This is a genomic window from Gemmatimonadota bacterium (genome assembly GCA_009838645.1).
In the GTDB taxonomy this organism is placed as follows: Bacteria; JAAXHH01; JAAXHH01; order JAAXHH01; family JAAXHH01; genus JAAXHH01.
Genome location: VXRC01000005.1, coordinates 40260 through 57854, shown reverse-complemented (window position 1 = coordinate 57854; position 17595 = coordinate 40260). Strand labels below are relative to the sequence as shown.

17 protein-coding genes are annotated in these 17595 nt (G+C 63.3%); 4 read left to right on the top strand and 13 right to left on the bottom strand.

The window, feature by feature from the left end; genetic code table 11:
- Position 1: 1 nt before the first annotated feature.
- The 3 genes from F4Y38_02345 to F4Y38_02335 all read right to left on the bottom strand — a co-directional run bounded on the left by F4Y38_02345 (position 2) and on the right by F4Y38_02335 (position 3578).
- A complete protein-coding gene (locus tag F4Y38_02345) occupies positions 2–1048 on the bottom strand; it encodes a sugar phosphate isomerase/epimerase (GenBank protein ID MXY48118.1) in 1047 nt (348 codons plus the stop codon).
- A 44-nt stretch (positions 1049–1092) separates the two neighbouring features.
- Positions 1093–1875 (bottom strand): SDR family oxidoreductase, encoded by a 783-nt coding sequence (locus F4Y38_02340; GenBank protein MXY48117.1) that lies wholly within the window; start codon positions 1873–1875, stop codon positions 1093–1095.
- 155 nt (positions 1876–2030) lie between these two features.
- The gene (locus F4Y38_02335) at positions 2031–3578 is read right to left on the bottom strand and encodes a sulfatase-like hydrolase/transferase (GenBank protein ID MXY48116.1); all 1548 of its coding nucleotides are present in this window, start codon (positions 3576–3578) and stop codon (positions 2031–2033) included.
- Between the two features lie 145 nt (positions 3579–3723).
- Between F4Y38_02335 and F4Y38_02330 the strand changes: the two genes are divergently transcribed.
- Positions 3724–4485: a class I SAM-dependent methyltransferase gene (locus F4Y38_02330; GenBank protein ID MXY48115.1), complete on the top strand. Its 762-nt coding sequence runs from the start codon at positions 3724–3726 to the stop codon at positions 4483–4485.
- A gap of 40 nt (positions 4486–4525) precedes the next feature.
- Here the strand turns inward: F4Y38_02330 and F4Y38_02325 are convergent, their stop codons facing one another.
- Positions 4526–5449 (bottom strand): phytanoyl-CoA dioxygenase family protein, encoded by a 924-nt coding sequence (locus F4Y38_02325; GenBank protein MXY48114.1) that lies wholly within the window; start codon positions 5447–5449, stop codon positions 4526–4528.
- 322 nt (positions 5450–5771) lie between these two features.
- On the opposite strand from F4Y38_02325, the gene F4Y38_02320 reads away from it, so the two are divergent.
- On the top strand, positions 5772–7700 hold the full coding sequence (locus F4Y38_02320; protein ID MXY48113.1) for a hypothetical protein: 1929 nt from the start codon (positions 5772–5774) through the stop codon (positions 7698–7700).
- Positions 7701–7813: 113 nt separating this feature from the next.
- The gene (locus F4Y38_02315; protein ID MXY48112.1) at positions 7814–8821 is read left to right on the top strand and encodes a potassium channel protein; all 1008 of its coding nucleotides are present in this window, start codon (positions 7814–7816) and stop codon (positions 8819–8821) included.
- 128 nt (positions 8822–8949) lie between these two features.
- On the opposite strand, the gene F4Y38_02310 is transcribed toward F4Y38_02315, so the two are convergent.
- From F4Y38_02310 to F4Y38_02270, 9 genes are all read right to left on the bottom strand, one after another.
- Entirely contained in the window at positions 8950–10065 is a 1116-nt protein-coding gene (locus F4Y38_02310) for a hypothetical protein (GenBank protein MXY48111.1), read from the bottom strand.
- A 1-nt stretch (position 10066) separates the two neighbouring features.
- The gene (locus tag F4Y38_02305) at positions 10067–10669 is read right to left on the bottom strand and encodes an RNA 2'-phosphotransferase (GenBank protein ID MXY48110.1); all 603 of its coding nucleotides are present in this window, start codon (positions 10667–10669) and stop codon (positions 10067–10069) included.
- 216 nt (positions 10670–10885) lie between these two features.
- Entirely contained in the window at positions 10886–11677 is a 792-nt protein-coding gene (locus F4Y38_02300) for a glucose 1-dehydrogenase (GenBank protein ID MXY48109.1), read from the bottom strand.
- 77 nt (positions 11678–11754) lie between these two features.
- A complete protein-coding gene (locus F4Y38_02295; protein ID MXY48108.1) occupies positions 11755–12738 on the bottom strand; it encodes a Gfo/Idh/MocA family oxidoreductase in 984 nt (327 codons plus the stop codon).
- A gap of 80 nt (positions 12739–12818) precedes the next feature.
- Complete coding sequence (locus F4Y38_02290) at positions 12819–13112, bottom strand: hypothetical protein (protein MXY48107.1); 294 nt, start codon at positions 13110–13112, stop codon at positions 12819–12821.
- A gap of 80 nt (positions 13113–13192) precedes the next feature.
- Positions 13193–13711, bottom strand: a complete 519-nt coding sequence (locus F4Y38_02285; protein ID MXY48106.1) for a hypothetical protein — start codon at positions 13709–13711, stop codon at positions 13193–13195.
- A 12-nt stretch (positions 13712–13723) separates the two neighbouring features.
- Positions 13724–14308, bottom strand: coding sequence for a septum formation protein Maf (maf, locus tag F4Y38_02280; protein ID MXY48105.1), 585 nt, complete (start codon positions 14306–14308; stop codon positions 13724–13726).
- Complete coding sequence (locus tag F4Y38_02275; protein MXY48104.1) at positions 14305–14748, bottom strand: D-tyrosyl-tRNA(Tyr) deacylase; 444 nt, start codon at positions 14746–14748, stop codon at positions 14305–14307. The genes maf and F4Y38_02275 overlap by 4 nt, the downstream gene beginning before the upstream one ends.
- Positions 14749–14761: 13 nt before the next feature.
- Complete coding sequence (locus F4Y38_02270; protein ID MXY48103.1) at positions 14762–16105, bottom strand: MATE family efflux transporter; 1344 nt, start codon at positions 16103–16105, stop codon at positions 14762–14764.
- Between the two features lie 237 nt (positions 16106–16342).
- On the opposite strand from F4Y38_02270, the gene F4Y38_02265 reads away from it, so the two are divergent.
- Positions 16343–17590, top strand: coding sequence for an adenosylhomocysteinase (locus tag F4Y38_02265; GenBank protein ID MXY48102.1), 1248 nt, complete (start codon positions 16343–16345; stop codon positions 17588–17590).
- Positions 17591–17595: the final 5 nt, after the last annotated feature.

The following is a 17595-nucleotide window of genomic DNA, read 5'->3' as shown; positions in this document are numbered from 1 at the left end:
TTCAGGATGTGCCGGAGTCCGCCCGGACGGCCCCGATTTCTTTCAGATAGGCGACGCTTTCTTCGAACTCCCGCGTCTCGTATGCCTTCAGGGCCTCGGTGGATTCGTCCTTCTCCCTGGGCGTGCGCCAGTCTTCCCCGACGGGACGGACGTGGGACCAGTACAGCCGCAAAAACGGCAGCATGTCCCTGATGTCGCGTTCGGGGTATTCCGCCCAGTAGTCATCCATGAGCATGCGCACGTGCCGGGCGTAGATGGCGCCCAGTTCGATGGTTTTCGTGATCTGGCCGGGCTGGTCCGCCGGGCCGGACTGGTCCGCCGGGCTGGGCTGGTCCGCCGGGCCGGGCTGGACCGCCTGGCCGCGCTGGCCCCGGTATACGTCGATCAGGGAAAGCAGGCCGCGGTAGTCGACCACGCCGCTGCCCAGTGAACACCGCGCGATGCGGTACCCCTCGTCGGAGGGATGGATCGTGTAGTCCTTGAGGTGGACATGCTTCAGGTAAGGGAGGATGCGTTCCGTGTATCCGAAGGGTTCCTCGCAGACCGCCAGCACGTTGCCCACGTCGAGCGTGATGCCGATGTACGCGCTGTCCAGTTCCTCGCAGAGCCAGCGCATGTCGTGGGACGTGGCGTCCGAGTGGTTCTCCACCGCGATGGTCACCCCGTGTTCCTCGGCCAGGGGCAGCGCCTCGCGCAGGATGTCTCTGCACCCGGCGAGATGGGCGTTCCACCGGCCCGACAGCGGCCGGCGGTCGCCGCCGAGGACGCCGCTCATGACCACGCGCAACGTCGAGGCGCCGAGGCTCGCGGCCGCGGGGATCAGGCGGTGCATCATCTCGCCCTCGACCTGACCGCCGTCCGCTACGACGTACAACCCGATCTCCTCGGCCCGGGCACGGGCCCGCTCCAGCGAGGCCGGGGACAGATCGGGGAGGCAGTCGTCGGGAGGAAACTCCACGCCGCCGAGGCCGTGTTGGACGGCCATGTCCATGAGCTGAAAGGCGTCGTATCCCGTGTTGAACGAGTACGCGCAAACCCCTACTGACATAGATTCTCCTTGCCGCTGGTGCTCATTGCCGACTTTGCCTGTTGCTATTCGGTCGGCTGTCGTCCCTGGACCGCGTAGCCGCCGTCGCACCGGATGTCCGTCGCCGTGATGTCGCTGGATTCGTCGCTCGCCAGGAAAACAAAGACGTTGGCGACCTCCCCGATGGTAGCGACCCGGCCGATGGGGTGCAGGCGGTCGAAAGCCCTGAGCGCCGCCTCCGGGTCTCCGGCGTTCTCCTTCACGAAGTTGTGCAGCATGGGCGAATCCACCGTGCCGGGCGAAACCGTGTTGACCCTGATCCGGTCCTCGGCCAGTTCCATGGCCTGGCCTCGGGCCAGGGCGATCAGCCCGCCCTTCGTCGCCCCGTAGACGGCCACGCCCGGATGGCCGTTATGACCCGTCACACTGGCCATGTGGATGATCGATCCGCCGCCCGCGGCACGCATATGCGGAATGCAGTACTTGCTGAAGACGGCCGGCGCCAGGAGGTTGACGGAGAGGATGCGGGACATGGTCTCCTCGTCCTGGTGCTCGATGGGGCTTACGGGCATGATGGCGGCGTTGTTGACCAGGACGTCGATTCTGCCGAACCGGGAGGCCGCGTCGTCCACGAAGGACCGGACCCGGTCATGGTCGGTGATGTCCAGCGCCTCCGCCAGGACGGGCCGGCCCGTGTCCGCGACCAGGCGGCCGGTCTCCGCGACGGTTTGGGCGTTGATGTCGCACACCGCCACCGCGGCGCCTTCCCGGGCGAGCGCCAGCGCGATGCCCCGTCCTATTCCGTCCCCCGCGCCCGTCACGATCGCGGCCTTGTCCGCTAGTCGCATGGCCACTCCGCAGGTGCGATCCCAGGCATGCGCATTTTAGTTGTACAATTGTACAATTGTATCTGAACCTCTACGGATCGCATCTTTTAAAAATCGCATCTACTCAGGCCAGCGCAAACAGTTCCGACGACGATAACAACGCACACACCCATGGTTCAATCCTGCCGCCTCCGCAACCGTTGCTCCAGCCAGTGCGTCATGGGCGCAGGGGCGGGATCACATACCTCCACCATCCGGCCGGGAAGGGGCTGACCCAGGACCGCTTCCACGTCGCCACGACGCTCCGAGACAACGTCAGGATGCTGTCCTGCGACATTCCGCCGTTCTTCCGGATCGTCCTCCAGTTCGAAGAGTTCATCGCCGTTCTCGTCCTCGTAGCCCACCGACGTGCAGAAGTTCCAGCGATCGTCCCGCACACTAGCCCGGCCCACGGCGTTGCCCGTGATGAAGGACGCCCACCCGGTCACGATCCGATCACGGATGGCGGCCTTCTCACCCGTGACCAGCGGCCACAGGTCCTCGCCGTCCGTCCAGTCCGCCCGTACCCCGAGCCGGCCGAGCAGCGTGGGCATGAGGTCGTGGTTCTGCACGAAGGCGTCCACGTCCACGTCCGTCGGACCGCCGGGTACGCGCATCATGAGGTTGAGTTGGGTATTGAAGGGATGCAGTTCGTTCGGCCCCTTGCCGAAGCTCCCCTGGTCGAGCAACTGGGTCCCATGGTCCGACAGGATCACGATCAGGGTTTCATCGAGGAGGTTCCGGTCCGCCACCGCATTCAGCAACCGGCCCACGTACTCGTCCACCAGGGTGACCTCCCCCAGGTACAGCGCCTCGATGCGGCGGAGTTCCGCTTCAGATGGCCCGCCTGCTCCACCTGGCCCGCCTGATCCGCCCGATCCGTCACGGGCGTATGCGGGACCGGGCACGATGAAATCGAGGCCGTCGTGCTCGAAATACCGGTCGGCGTACTCCGGCGGCGGGTCCCAGGGCTCGTGGGGATCGAAGCTGTCGACCCACAGGAAGAAGGGCCCCGCTGTATGGTTGTCGGCAAGCCACGCGCAGGCCGAGTTGAACACCCGGGCGCACTGGTAGTCTTCCCTGTCCTTCCTGTGGCGCTGGTTGAGCAGGTAGTTCACAAGCCCCGTATGTTTCAACATGTCCACGGGCTGCCTCACGTGCCGGGCAAGTTGCGCCTCGACGAGTTTCGGATCGCCGCTCTTCCAGTTGTCCGATTCCTGTCCCCGCACGAAATCCAGGTGAGCGAACCCCCGGGAGAAGTTCATGGTGGGCTTGAACATGTGGTACGTGTCGGCGATGAGGGCCGTCAGGTACTCCCTTTCCAGCAGCACCTCCGCGATCGTATCCTGCTCCGGCGGGATCTTGTGCCAGCCAGGCGCATGGTGCCAGTGGCCGCGCCGGTCGAAGTTGTAGCGCCACGGGAAGCTGCGCATCCCGGTGAACAGGGCGCGACGGACCTGCAGCGTGGGCTGCCCTTCGCCGAAGGCGCGGTTGAACCGGATGCTGCTGCGGTGGAAGGCGTCGAGATTGGGCGTGTGCGCGTGGCTGTACTTCCTGCCCGGGCCGATGATGTCGGCGCGAAAGGTGTCCAGGCAGACACAGATAACGTTCACGGGGGCTCCGTGGGGTAACGGGACGATATTTTTGTACTTAGATGCCGGAATCGCAATCAATGGGAAAACTATGCGGAGGAGGCCGTTTCGTCAACGGAATTGCGGGCGAAGCGCATGGGCCTGCGGACCGTGTAAACCGCTTCCGAACGGGACAATGGAACTTGAATCACCGTTCTGTTCAGGTATAATGTGAGAGGTAAAGCAAAGGGAAACCCATATGAAGCGACCAGCCGAATCCGAATACGACGCCATTGCCGGGGCCTACAAAGACTCCAAGCAACTGTCCTTCCGTCAGTACATCGAGGAATACTCGCTTTTCCAAATGCTTGGGGACATCAGCGGGGAGAAAGCGCTCGACCTGGCCTGCGGCGAGGGGTTCTACACGCGCAAGCTGAAACTTGCCGGCGCCGGGGAGGTGCTCGGCGTCGACGTCTCGGCCGAAATGATCCGGCTGGCCGAGGCCGAGGAACGTGCGCGGCCCACGGGTTGCCGGTACCTGAACCGGGACGCGGCGGCCCTGGTCCTGGACGACCCGGTCGATCTCGTCGTGGCCATGTACCTGCTGAACTACGCCCGCGACCCGGACGAACTCCTTCGTTTCGTCCAGGCGGCCCACGGCGCGCTGAAACCGGGCGGGCGGTTCGTGGGTTTCAACGACAATGTCCTGAACGTGCCCGGCGGCACGGTCTCCTACGCACGGTACGGATTTGAAAAGGAGTACAAAGGAACGCCGGCCGGGGCGACGCCGTCCGATGGCGACCCAATTGTCTACAAGTTCACGAACGACGACGGCACGCGGTTCGAGTTCAACAACTACTACCTCTTACCTGGAACTTATCGTCGGGTTTTCGAGGAAGCCGGCTTTGAGGGTTTTCGCTGGGTCGACCCGCAGTTGCATCCGTGCGAGCGGGACAACAAGTACTGGGACGAATTCATGGCCGCGCCCCCCGTCATCGGGTTCGCGGCGGTCAGGGAGTGACTGCTGCGGGGTCCAGGAGACGAGGTCCAGGAGACAGCGCTTAATGCGCCTCCTCCTTCATCTCGTCGGCCGCCTTGCAGTTTCGAATCCAGATCTTGTCCTGCGCGGGTTCGTAGCCCTTCCAGGCGTAGGGATCGGTACCGGAAACCGGAACGATCACGCGCCGGTCGGCCGTGGCGGGGCGCTCGCCCTCTTCGATACCCCACGGCAGGAGGCTCCACGCGTTGCAGTAGTGGTTCACCAGCACGCGGCGGGTCTGACCGCTCCGGTTCTTGTAGGACCGGTGCAGGAGATAGCCGTTGAAGAACACCAGGGCGCCGGCGCGGACTTCGACCGGTACTTCCACGGATTCGTCGAAGCCGTAACTCTCGGGGGCAAAGTCGAACTCGTCAGGGTTCTCATGCGCACGCTGGGGATACAGGTAGCCGTTGCGGTGGGAACCGGGTACAACGTACAGGCAACCGTTCTCGATCGTCGCGTCGTCCACGGCGATCCAGGCGCCGATCAGGGACCGGTCCCGCGTGGGGATGAAGATCTCGTCCTGGTGCCAGGCCTGGCCCTGGAACCGGGGTGGCTTGATGAAGTACATGGACTGCATGCACTTGACGCTCCCGTCCCAGTAGGGCAGGTGGGCCGCGGTAATCTGGCTCAGCACGCCGCAGATCTTTGGATGGCGCACGTACTTCTCGATCACCTCGCTGACGAAGTGAGGCTGGTGTATGCACAGGATGCGCTGCAGCACGTCGTCGTCGGTGTCTTCGGGCTTCGGCGGTTCGAGTCCCCGGCAGGGATACTTGCCCCGCGCCACGTCCACCAGGTCGTCCTTCAATTCCTGGAGTTCCCCGGTGGTCATCAGGTCGGGAACGACGAGATAGCCGTTGTCCACGTAGAACTGGATCTGCTCATCGTCGACGATTCGTGGGACTTCGATCGCGGGTTCGGTCTGCTGGGAAAGGTCGGTCATGGTCATGGCTGGCCTCGGCGACATACGGTTCAGGACGGAAGATTCGAGCGCGGAACGGAGTCGTTCCCGGCGTTATTCTAAATGAATCGCAGGGGTTTTGTCAACAGACCATTGCCCGGCAGGGGTAATTTCACCGCTCATTACACCTCATAGGGATTATTGCTGTTTTCGCGCGGTCATTCCTTTATATTAACCGTACCCGCGCGGTGATGCTGCGCGGTCCCGTTCGAACGAAGCCGCGGGGTAATCCGTCGCGGTCCCGTTTGAAATCCAAACCGATTCAGATGACATACGATTCGAGTCCAACAGCGAGGGGGATATCGTGCTGAAACCCGTAAACGGCACGCCGGGAGACGTGACCGATTATTGCTATACCCGTATCGAATACGACCTGGCCGAAGGCCGCAAAGTCAGCGTCGAGGACCACCGCGTCCAGGACGACATGGATTTCCTGGGCGGCATCGGCCGGTCCTTCAAGATCCTTTCGGGTTACGACGTAAGCGATCCCTTTGCGCCGGACGTCCCGCTGGTCATCAATACCGGCTGCTTCACCGGCACGCAGTTTATGACCGGTCTGCGGGCGTATTTTTCCGGCTATTCTCCCCTGAAGCGCACCCGGGCCGGTATGCCCATGCCCGTATGGTCGGCCATGAGCGGGAGTTTCGGCCGCAAGTTCTCCTACACCGGCATCGGCGACCTGATCCTCACCGGCCGCGCCGCCGTTCCCAGCTTCCTGGTGATCAGGCAGACAGACGACGGCCCCGATCTTTCCCTGGTCGAAGCCCCGGATTACCTGATCGGCGCGCGGGTCCGGGAAAAGATGGTCTACCTGGACGAACGCTACAACGATGGCGACAAGAACTACCACGCCCATTTCGCCGTCCTCGGACCGGCCGGCGAGCACTGGGAAACGGTCTGGTACGCCGCCGTGGTGGGCTCGACCCAGGAACAGTTGATGAGCGGGGAAGACAAGTGGCGTTTCGCAGGCCGACTCGGCATGGGATCCGTACTCGGTTCCAAGAACATCCTCGGCATCGTAGCCCGGGCGGAGAACGACTATTACCGCAAGGGCGACGACCGACTCAAGGTCATCAACAACGAGATCGGACGGGGCGAGCAGAGCCGGGGATACCGCCATCCGCACAACCGGAACGGACTGGGCGGCACGGGCAAGAACAGCAAGATACTCGACGGATTCGGGGTGCTGCCCTACAGGAACTTCGAGCCGCCCGGCGAGAACGTGGCCGTCCCGGTACACCTGGAGACCATGCGGGAATCGAAAGATTTCATCGTCATCGACAAAAGCTGCTACGGCTGCCAGATTACCTGCCACCAGGACTTCTACGACGTCCCGGAAGGTGGCAAGGATCCGGACTGGCGCAAGGCCCGGAGGAACCATGGAGAATACCTCGGCCGGTTCGAGTTCGAACCCATGGAACTGTCCGGCGCCAACCTGGGCATCCTGGATCCCCACGATAACCTGGAGCTCGCCCGGCTGGACGACGACCTGGGGTTCGATACCATTTCGGCCAACGTCGTGATCTCCTTCCTGATGGATTACAATGCCCGGGGCAACGGTACCGTCGCGGGCGGCGTCACTTTCGGGGACGCGGAAGGCACCCGCCGGCTCAAGGAGGATATCGCCTACGGACGCGAACCCCTCTTCGGCAAGGGCGTCCAGGCGATCGCCGAAGAGATCGGAGGAAAGGCTTTCGCCATGCATGCCAAGGGGGTCGAGTTCTCCGCCTACCTGGGACAGACCAACCCGGGCTATCCCTTCGCCGTAGCCGGCGGCCACATGTCCATGCGCACCTTCCTGCTGTACGTTATGGACCCGGACTGCAAGCCCGATTCCGCCGATTACTGGGTCCATAACATCACCGAGGAAGGCTGGAAAATGGTGAACAAGGACCTGCACGGGGGCTGCCTGTTCACCATGGCCCCGCCGGACCAGGTCAGCGAAGGCATAGAGTCCGTTTTCGGGGTGCCTTTCTCGTCCGATCGGGTGCTGGACGCCACCTACCGGGCCCACATCCTGGGTTTCGCCCTCGAACAGAAACAGGGGATCACTCCGGACGAATACGACATGCCGGCCGACGTCTTCGTCGGTCAGTCCAAGGGCGACCTGCCCGCCGTGCATTTCCTGACCCGGGAGCTCTTCGAAGAGGTCAGGTCCCGGGTGCTGGAACGCCTGCACCAGGACGTGGAAACCCTCGGTTACGGGGGTCACGCAGCGCCGGCGTCCGGTTGAACGGCATCGAGACTGCACCAGGCAGCGTCGGCCACGCGGCACCGGCGTCCGTCTAGACGGTCCACGCGGTCCAGGCAGTCGGTCCAGGCAGTCGGTCCAGGCGGTCCGGATACATGAATCCCAAGCACAAACTCATAGGGGCCTCCCTCGCCATCGTGGTCATCCTGGGATTCGGTACCCTGGGATTCAAGCTGCTGACGGAGTGGACCTGGTTCGAAAGCTTCTACTTCACCTTGATCACTATCACGACCATCGGGTATACCGAACCGGCCGACCTCACCGAAAACGGCCGCTACTTCGGCACGCTCCTGATCGTCGTGGGCGTCGGGACGCTGGGTTACGCGCTTTCCGTCGCCGTACAGTCGGTCGTATCGCTCGAAATCGTCTCCTCACTGGGGAAGAGGCGTCTCATGAATGAAATCCAGGAACTGAAAGACCATTATATCGTCTGCGGCGCGGGCCGCGTCGGCAGGAGAATCGGACAGGAAATAACCACCCGTGGCCTGGACTGCGTGCTCATCGAGACCAAAGACGGTGCAGAGCCCTTCGATTCGGACGGTTACCGCGTGCTGGAGGGCGACGCCACGAAAGAGGATGTGTTGAAGTCGGCGGGTATCGAACGGGCGAGGGGCATCGTATGCGCCGTGTCGTCCGATCCGGAGAACCTGTACATTACCCTGACGGCGCGGGACCTGAACCCGGATATCCACATCGTGGCCCGGGCCAACGAGGAGTCCGTTATCCCCAGGCTGACCCGCGCCGGGGCGGACAAGGTGGTCTCTCCGGTCATCACGGGTTCCCGGCAGATGGCGCAGATGCTGCTCAAGCCGGCCGTGGCCGACTTCATGGAGCTGGCGTCCATGGCGGACAAGCTCGACCTGGAACTCGACCAGATCGAGGTCGGGCCGGGATCGGGGCTCACGGGATCATCCGTAGGGGGCGGCGTCATCGGTTCGTCCCATGACGTGATCGTTATCGCCGTCCAGGGGTCCGGCGGAAACGTCGTCTTCAACCCGGGAAGCGACCGGAAGCTGGAATCCGGAGACATCCTGATCGTCATGGGAAGCCGCGACGAACTGATGAAATTGCGCAGGACCGCAGATCCATCCGGCGTTCCCTAGCGGCCGGACCGGCACTCCGGGTCGGCGCCGTGCAACATCCCCATCATACGCGGAGTGCATGACGGAGCGCGAGTCGCGGGACGGCACGCCAGGCCGACCCGCCGCTACAGATCGTAGCGCAAGTGTCCTTACAGCCCCTGCCTCAGGGACCGCAGAAACCGCTCCATGCCGTTGACGGCGTAGTCGAGGACGTTGGCGTTATCCGGCACGCTGTGGTACCAGTCGCGAACGACCGCTTCCGCGGGCTTGCCCGCGAAATTGTACCCCCGGTCTTGCCCACCCCGCTTTTCCGGTTCCCAGATCCATAGGTACAGGCCGGCAAATCGCTCTTCCCCTTCCCAGGCCAGCCGCAGGGCCTCGTAACAACGCCGCTGCGCCTCCAGGTCGAGGGGCTTCTCCGAGACGTAATTCCAGGGATGGGAGGCGACACCGGACTGGCTCATGTAACCGATCTCGGTGAACAACAGGGGTTTGTTCCACCGGGCCTGCCAGCTCAGCAAACCCTCCTTGACCGGACGCCAGGCGGCGACCAGTTGTTCCACGGTGGGATCCTCGTAGTCCGACAGTTCGTAGTAAGCCGATATCCCCGCGAAGTCGAGGTCGTCCCAGAACGCGACCCGGTCGTACCGGTCCCAATTCGCGGAATACGTGAGTTGACCGGGGAAGATCCCGCGCACATCGGCGATGGTCTCCCTCCATTGCCCGGTGAACCTTTCGGCCGAAACGAGCTCGGTACCCACGCTCAGATACTCCACGTCCATTTCCGTGGCCAGCCGGGCGTAATGACGGACCATGCCGCGGTAACTTTCAAACCACGCCTCCCAGTCGTGCGGGGATATGGTGCCGCGCCATTCGTTCTTGCCGGGTCGGTCCAGGTTAACGATGGGCGTCAGCATGACCTTCAACCCCATCCGGTGGGCGAAGTCGATGACTTCCCGGATCACGCGTTCGTGCTGTTCCCCAGTGGCGCCGTCCGACGGGCGGGTGAAATGGGTGACGGAATCCACGGAATCCTGCAGGATGAAAACGGGAACGGAAAGGTGGGAAGCGCCCAGGGCCGCGATGTCTTCCAGGGAGGACCGGTAATAGGACATCCCCTCCGAGGCCTTGAAAACTCCCAGGGCGACGCCCTTCTGCATCACGGGGCGTATGGCGGTGCGCCCCGACCACAGGATGGTCAGGTCGAACAACAGCAGGCAGACGGCGAGCAACAGGCCGAGGAGAGGGAGGACGAGGCGGCGCATGTTATCTGCGCGGTGGGGCCTTCCGCTTCCGGCGGCCGAACTCGGCGGGAGGCGGCGGGGCCTCCTGCAGCACATCGATGAACTCGGAGGGCACGCCAGTGGTCAGGATGACCGGAGAGCGGTCGTAGAAGTTCACGCCGGCTTCGGTGGCCTGCCGCGCGTTGATGCGGAAAACGACCGGCGTATCCGTCTGGTTCCTGGCTACCTGTGTGGCGATATCTTCGGAAAGGGAAAGGTGGACGTACTGGCGGTCGCTGGGCGACAGGCCGCCATTGGTGATGACCGAGGCCCGCGCGGGTACGGTCGCGTAATAAAGGTACTCGGGCGGATCCGCGGGAGGCAGCCCCAGGTCGATGGGAAAACTGTGTCCGTAGCGCGCCCGGATGCGGTCCTCTTCCACCTCGAATCTTCTCTTCTCGGCGCCGTCGGCGATCTCGAGGATTTCATCCCTCGTCAGCAGATCGAACTTCTCCTGGATGGCCTCGACGATCTCGTCGATCGAAGCGTATCCCCTTTCGTCGAGCGATATGTCGAATCTTTCGGGTTTATGGCGGAGAATCAGGGAGAGGAGCTTGGAGAGTCTTTCGCGTCTTCGTGGATCCATTGATGGTGTCTTTCTGATGGAGTCTTGCCTGAGCGGGCTATGGCGGCCACGATGGCTGTGCAGGCTATGCAGACTGTGCAGGCCATGCCGGCCGATGCGATGTACCAGAAATGGTTGTGAAAAGGAACCTACCGAGTATACGGCGGGCGTTGCGCACTGTCAAGATCAAACCCGAACGGCCGCTTCGCTGTCGTCCCGCAGGCGCCGTCCCCGGTTTCAGTTCATTTCCATGCCGCCGTCGACATTGATCGCCTGGCCGGTGATCAGCGTGTTTTCATCGGATGCGACGAAGACCGCCGCGGCGGCGATCTCCTCCGGCTCGGAGACCCTCTTGAGGGGTATTTTCTCCACTAACCGTGCGCGGGCCGTTCCCGGCTCGTATCCGAACAGGCGGGCGCGGTCCTCGTCGATGTGGTCCCACATGGGTGTGGCCACGACGCCCGGGCACAGCGCGTTGACCAGGATCCCGTGATCCGCCAGCGCCAGGGCCGCGGACTGCGTGATGCTGATGACGGCCATCTTGCTGGCGGCGTATGCGCTCGAATCGGCCCGGCCGTGTCTGCCCGAGATGGAGGACATGTTGATGATGCGGCCACCGTCACCCTGACGGATCATCTGTCGGGCCCCCGCCTGCATGCAGAAGTACGTCCCCTTCAGATTGAGATCGATGACCTGGTCCCATTCCGTCTCGGTCAGATCGAGGAAGGGCTTGATTTCAACCCGTCCCGCGTTGTTGACCAGGATATCCAGCCTGCCCAGTGCGGAAACGGCTTCGTCGATCATGGGGACGATGCGGTCGACGCGGCCCAGGTCGGCGGTCAATGCCGCCGCGATGCCGCCGTCGTCGCGGATCTGGTCCGCCGTGGCTTCCGCGCTCTCGCGATCGATGTCCACGGCCGCCACGTGCGCGCCTTCCTGCGCGAGTCTCAGCGCGATGGCCCGGCCGATACCGCGCCCCGCTCCGGTGACGACCGCCCGCTTCTCCGCCAGACGCCCTGTCGCACTCATGTTCGGTCTCCTGAATCTCCTGGTCTCCTCGTTCCGGCGGTGCCCGGCTGTGCCCGGGTAGCCCGGGCGCGCCCGGGCTACCCGGCGACCTGAACCGGTTTTCCTGCTTCCACCGACCGGTATGCCGCCTCGCTGACCTGGGAAACGGCCAGGGCGAAGTGAGGAGGCTCGTACCCCTTCCCGCCGGTGCGGATCATGCGGAAGAACGCGGCGTCCGGCGTGTCCTCCCGGATTCTCGCCGGGATCTTCAGCGGCTCGTCGTTCAGCAGGACCGACTTGACCTGCCACTGGTGCAGGTGGAAGACCAGGCTTCCTTCGCTGCCGTGGATCGCGATGCGTTCGTCGTGCCGGGAAGCGTTTCCGAAGGTATTCAGCGTGCCGTACGCGCCGTCCCTGAACCGCACCGCCACCACCATGTTGATATCCACGTCCCTCCCGGCTTTGTCCAGGAAAGCGCTCACCTCGAGGGGCTTGAGATCCGTGATCCACAGCGTGGAAGCCACCAGGTGACTGCCCGTGTCGAGAAACATGCCGCCGCCCGAAAGGACCGGATCGAGCCGCCACCCGCGCGTGCCGCCCCAGTTCTGCGTAACGTAGGCCACGACGCCGCGCAGCTCGCCGATGGCGCCCTTCCGAATCAGCTCCCGGGCAAAGACATGAGGCGCCATGAAATTGCGCTGGTAGCTCACCAGCAGGATCCGGCTTTTTTCTTCCGCCTTCCCGATCAGTGAGCGCGTATGGCTGGACGAGATGGTGAGCGGCTTTTCGACGAGCGCGTGCAGACCTTGATCCAGGGCGTAATCCACCTGCTCGTAGTGCAGGGCGTGGGGAGAACTCACCATGACCGCGTCGAGCCGGTGTCCCTCTATCATGTCCCGGTAGTCGTCGTAGCAGGGCACCGGGCGGCCCCATCGGTCCATCAACGCCTGGGCGGCTTCTTCCGAGGTATCCGCAACCGCCGCGATTTCGACCGCCCCGTCGGCCTGGATGCGCGGCACGTGGGCGCCCCGCATGTTGCCTCCGCAGCCGATCAGGGCGACGCGCAGACGCTTCTTTGCCATGTCATGATCTCCTGTATCCGAGTTGAGCGCGTGGAATCATCCGATCCTGGATTGGAATCGCTAAGGGGAGCTTGGTACCGCTAAGCGGATGGGTCACGGACCGCCTGTATTTTCGCATTCTTCTCCGCTTCAAGACGTTCCCGCTCCTGGACGAGTTGTTCCCGCAGGGCGTGTACCTGCTGCTGAAACTCGTGGCCCTGCGCCTGGACCGCCAGCGCCTTGATTTTCGATTCGATCATGATCTCCTGTTCCGCGATCTTGGCCTGGTATTCCTTCTCCAGGTCGGCGATCCCCTTACGCTGCTCGTCCGTCAGCTTGCCGCCCTGCTGTGCGCCGGCGGTCTTCTCCATGGCGATTTCCAGTGCGCTTTTCATGATATCTCCGGTATGATGGCGGACGCCGCTCGACGTTGATGGCGGACGCCGCCGGGTTTCCCGCGCTCAGTTTCCCGCGCTCAGTTTCCCGCGACCAGTCGTCGGATACGCCGGCCCGTCTGTTCTATGTATCCGTCGAGTACCAGGTGACTGGCATAGGCCGAGACCGATACGACGTAGCAGACGATCGGAAAGGACTCAACGGACCCTTTCAGGTACATGGGAACGAGCAGGAACAGCGCGGGCACCAGCAACATGGCCAGCCAGGTATGGGTCCATCCCCTGTGCTTGCCGAGCAGCGGCAGCATGGCGCCGAGTCCCAGCAGGGCCGCGGTCCTGTAATCCCCGATCAAGATAAACCAGATGTCCAGCAGAATCAACAGGCGGTAGAACAGCCGCTGCGATTTACTCTCGGTGTCCACGTCCGGGAAACAGGCCGACAACAACCCGATGGAGAGCAGCAGAAGTACCTCCGGCCAGACGTCCAGGGTCCGGTAGGGTTCGAGCAGCTCCGTCCACCAAAGTCCGGCGGCACAGAGCGCCATGGAGATGAGGGTGGCGACGAAACCACCCCAGACGTGTCCTCTGAAATCAGCCATGGAGTTACTCGGTCACGTCGCCAGGTCATCGAAGTTTTTCAGCGTCATAAGCAACCGGGCGAGGGGAAGGCCGATCACGTTGTAGAAACAGCCCTCCACGCGGGTAATGAGACCGGCGCCCAGGGCATGGGCGCCATAGGATCCCGCCTTGTCCAGGGGCTCGCCCGTATCCACGTACGCACGGATTTCGGCGTCGGTCAATTCGCGCATAGAGACCGCCGTCCACTCGTGCGCCGTCACCGCCCGGTTCGTCCGAGGATCCAGCAGTGCGAAGCCCGTGAGCACCCGGTGAGCATGGCCGGCCAGCTTTTGCAGTATGGCGCAGGCGTCCTTCGCGTCTTTCGGCTTGCCGATGACCTCGCCCTCGAACAGGACCACCGTGTCGGCACCGAGTACCAAACGGTCGCGGGCGTCGACCCGGCCGGCCGCGCTCTTCGCTTTCGCCAGCGCAAGCCGTTCCGCCGTACCGGAAGGATCGCCTTCAAAGGAATACCGGGATTCGTCGACGTCCGGTGGCACGATTTCGATATTCATCCCTATCTGCCGGAGCAGGCTGGACCGACGGGGCGAGGAAGAGGCCAGGACGATCTGCTTCATCGGCGGGACTCGACGGTCAGGGTCACGGGGCCGTCGTTGACCAGTGAAACTTCCATGTACGCTCCGAAACGGCCAGTGGCGACCCGTATACCGCGTTCCCTGAGGCGTTCGACCGCTAGCTCATACAGGGGCTCGGCGTGTTCCGGCGGCGCGGCGCTTTCGAAACTGGGCCTTCGGCCCTTGCGGGTATCTCCGAACAGGGTAAATTGGGAAATCGCCAGTACCTCGCCCCCCACGTCGTGCAGAGAACGATTCATCTTCCCCTGATCGTCGCCGAAAATCCGGAGTCCGGCGCATTTGTTTACGACGTATTCCACGTCCTCCGGCGCATCGTCCTTCGCTATGCCGAGGAGCAGTACGAGACCGGGACCGATTTCTCCGGTTGTTTCACCATCGATTTTGACGGAAGCGCTGGAGACGCGCTGCAATACTACCCGCATCTATTCATACCCCCTAGATTGTTATCCTCTTCCAGCGTCCCCGCCGGAACAGGAACCAGGCGATCACCAGGCGGATGCCCCAGTCCAGCGCCGTACCGTACCATACCCCCGGCAACCCCCAGCCCAGTTCGATCACCAGCACGTACATCATGCCGATCCGCAGGAAGATCGCGCCGAAGATGCTGATCAGCATGGGACTCACCGTGTCTCCCGCGCCGCGCATGGCGCCTGTATAAATCATCAGCAAAGCCGACGTCGGCAGTTCGAGGGCGGCGATGCGCACGCAGAGCACGGCCAGGTCATACACTTCCGGCGACGGGCTGTAGATGCCGACGAGCAGGCCCGGTACGGCGACGAAGATAAAACCCAGCGCGCTCATGGCGATCAGGCCGATTCGAGCGGCCTTCTTCACGGCGAGCTCGGCGATTTCGGGCCGCTCGGCGCCCAGACTCTGTCCGACCACGGTGGCCACGGCCATGGAAAGCCCGAAAACGGGCATGAAGGATACCATCTCCACCCGTATGGTCATGAAATGCGCCGTGAGCGCCGTCGTGCCCAGGCTGGTCACGATCCACATGAACGAGAAATAGGCGCATTGCATGACGGATTGTTCGCCGAGATTCGGCACGGCGATCCGGATGATGGTCCGCAGGTGCTCGGATCTGATATTCCCGATGTCGCTGCCGCACAGCCTGAATCTGGCGTGACGGCGAAACAGCCTGAACATGAGGAGGACGGCGCCCAGGACGTAGGCCGTGCCCGTAGCCAGGGCCGCGCCTGTTATGCCCAGTTCCGGGAAGGGTCCGATGCCAAAGATCAGCACCCAGTCGGCGAAGATGTTGTACACGTTCATGACGCCCGTGATCCACATGGGCGTCTTGGTGTCGCCGGCCGCGCGCAGGATCCCGCTGCTGGTGTAGATGAAAAGACGCAGTACGCTGAAGGCGAAGACGATGGGCATGTACTCCTGGGCCCGTGCGACCACGTCCGGCTCCGTACCCAGGAATACCATGAGGTCCTCGCCGAACATCAGGCCGAGCGCGGCCACCATCAGACCGATGGACGTTCCGAGTATGATCCCCTGGCCGGCGGCCTCGCAGGCCGTCTTCTGGTCGCCCCGGCCCAGGTTCCTCGCCACGACGGCCCCCGTTGCCACCCCGATCCCGTAGAAGACGAAAACTACGGTAAAGAGGATCATGGAACTCTGGCCGACGGCGGCGAAAGCCAGCGTTCCGAGGGTGCCGATAAAGATGCTGTCGACGATGTACACCGTCGTGTGCATCAGGTTTTCGAGTATGGCAGGCCATGCGAGGGAAAGGATGGTACGGTTGAGGCGTTTTCTGGAGAGGTCGAGCATGGGGTGTCCGAACGATCGGAGATAGGAAGAACGGTCCGTGTAAAACGCGATAAATCAGTCACTTACCGGGAAGTGAAACCTCACCATGTTAGTCGTTGAAGTTCCTTGATGTCAAGGGCATATGAGGGCGGCGCGGAAGGAGTACGTCCTGGTTCCGGGCATGCAACCGAAGCGGCGGCGCAACCTTCCCATTAACCTTGACGCACAATACGCCGAAAAGCATAATGTCAGTAGCCTATGGAATCTGACATCCGGGATCCCGATCTCGCCGAGGCCGGTGCGGCGCGCATGGCATGGGACGCCCGCCAGATGCCGGTCTTGCGCGCGATAAAAGACCGGTTCGCGCGGGAACAGCCACTTCGTAACCTGCGCGTCGGCGTTTGCCTGCACATTTCGACCAAGACGGCCAACCTGGTCACGGCGATCAAGGCGGGCGGCGCGGACCCCATCGTGTGCGCGTCCAATCCCTTGAGCACGCAGGACGACGTGGCGGCCAGCCTGGTCGTGCACCACGGGGTGCCCGTATACGCGAAAAGAGGGGAAGACTCCGGCACCTTCAGCAGGCACCTGCACACCGTGCTGAACGCGCAGCCGGGTATCCTGCTGGACGACGGAGCCGACCTGGTCACCGCGGCGCATCGGGACCACCGCCGGCAACTGGACAAGTTCATCGGCGGAACGGAAGAGACGACCACGGGCGTAAACCGGCTCCGAAGCATGGTCCGGAACGGCGACCTGGCCTTTCCGGTCATCGCGGTCAACGATTCGAAGACCAAGCACCTCTTCGACAACCGGTTCGGTACGGGGCAAAGCGCGCTCGACGGCATCCTCCGGGCCACCAACACGCTGATCGCAGGCAAAACCGTGGTGGTATGCGGCTACGGCTGGTGCGGACGGGGCGTGGCGTCACGGGCCAGGGGGCTGGGCGGCCAGGTCATCGTTACGGAAGTGGACCCCGTCGCGGCCCTGGAAGCCGCCATGGAAGGATTCCAGGTACTGCCCATGGGCGGGGCGGCCGCGCTGGGCGACCTGTTCATCACCGTGACCGGAAACCGCGGGGTCGTGCGCCGCGATCACCTGGAAGCCATGAAAGACGGCGCCATGCTGGCCAACGCCGGACACTTCGACGTGGAAATCGACGTGCAGGCCCTGGACGCCCTCGCGGTCGAGCGACAGTCTCTGCGGTCATACGTGGAGGAATACGTCCTGGCGAACGGCCGGAGACTGTATCTCCTCGGCGAGGGCCGGCTGGTCAACCTGGTAGCCGGCGAGGGACATCCCGCCGCGGTCATGGACCTGTCCTTCGCCAACCAGGCCCTGGCGGTGGAGCACCTCGCGGCCCGGCACGAAAAGATGGCACCCGGCGTACACATCCTGCCGGATGAGATCGACCACGAGATCGCCGGCCTGAAGCTCGCGAGCATGGGACTGGCCGTTGACGAGATGACGCCGGAACAGCGGGCGTACCTGGAGTCGTGGCACTGAGCAAT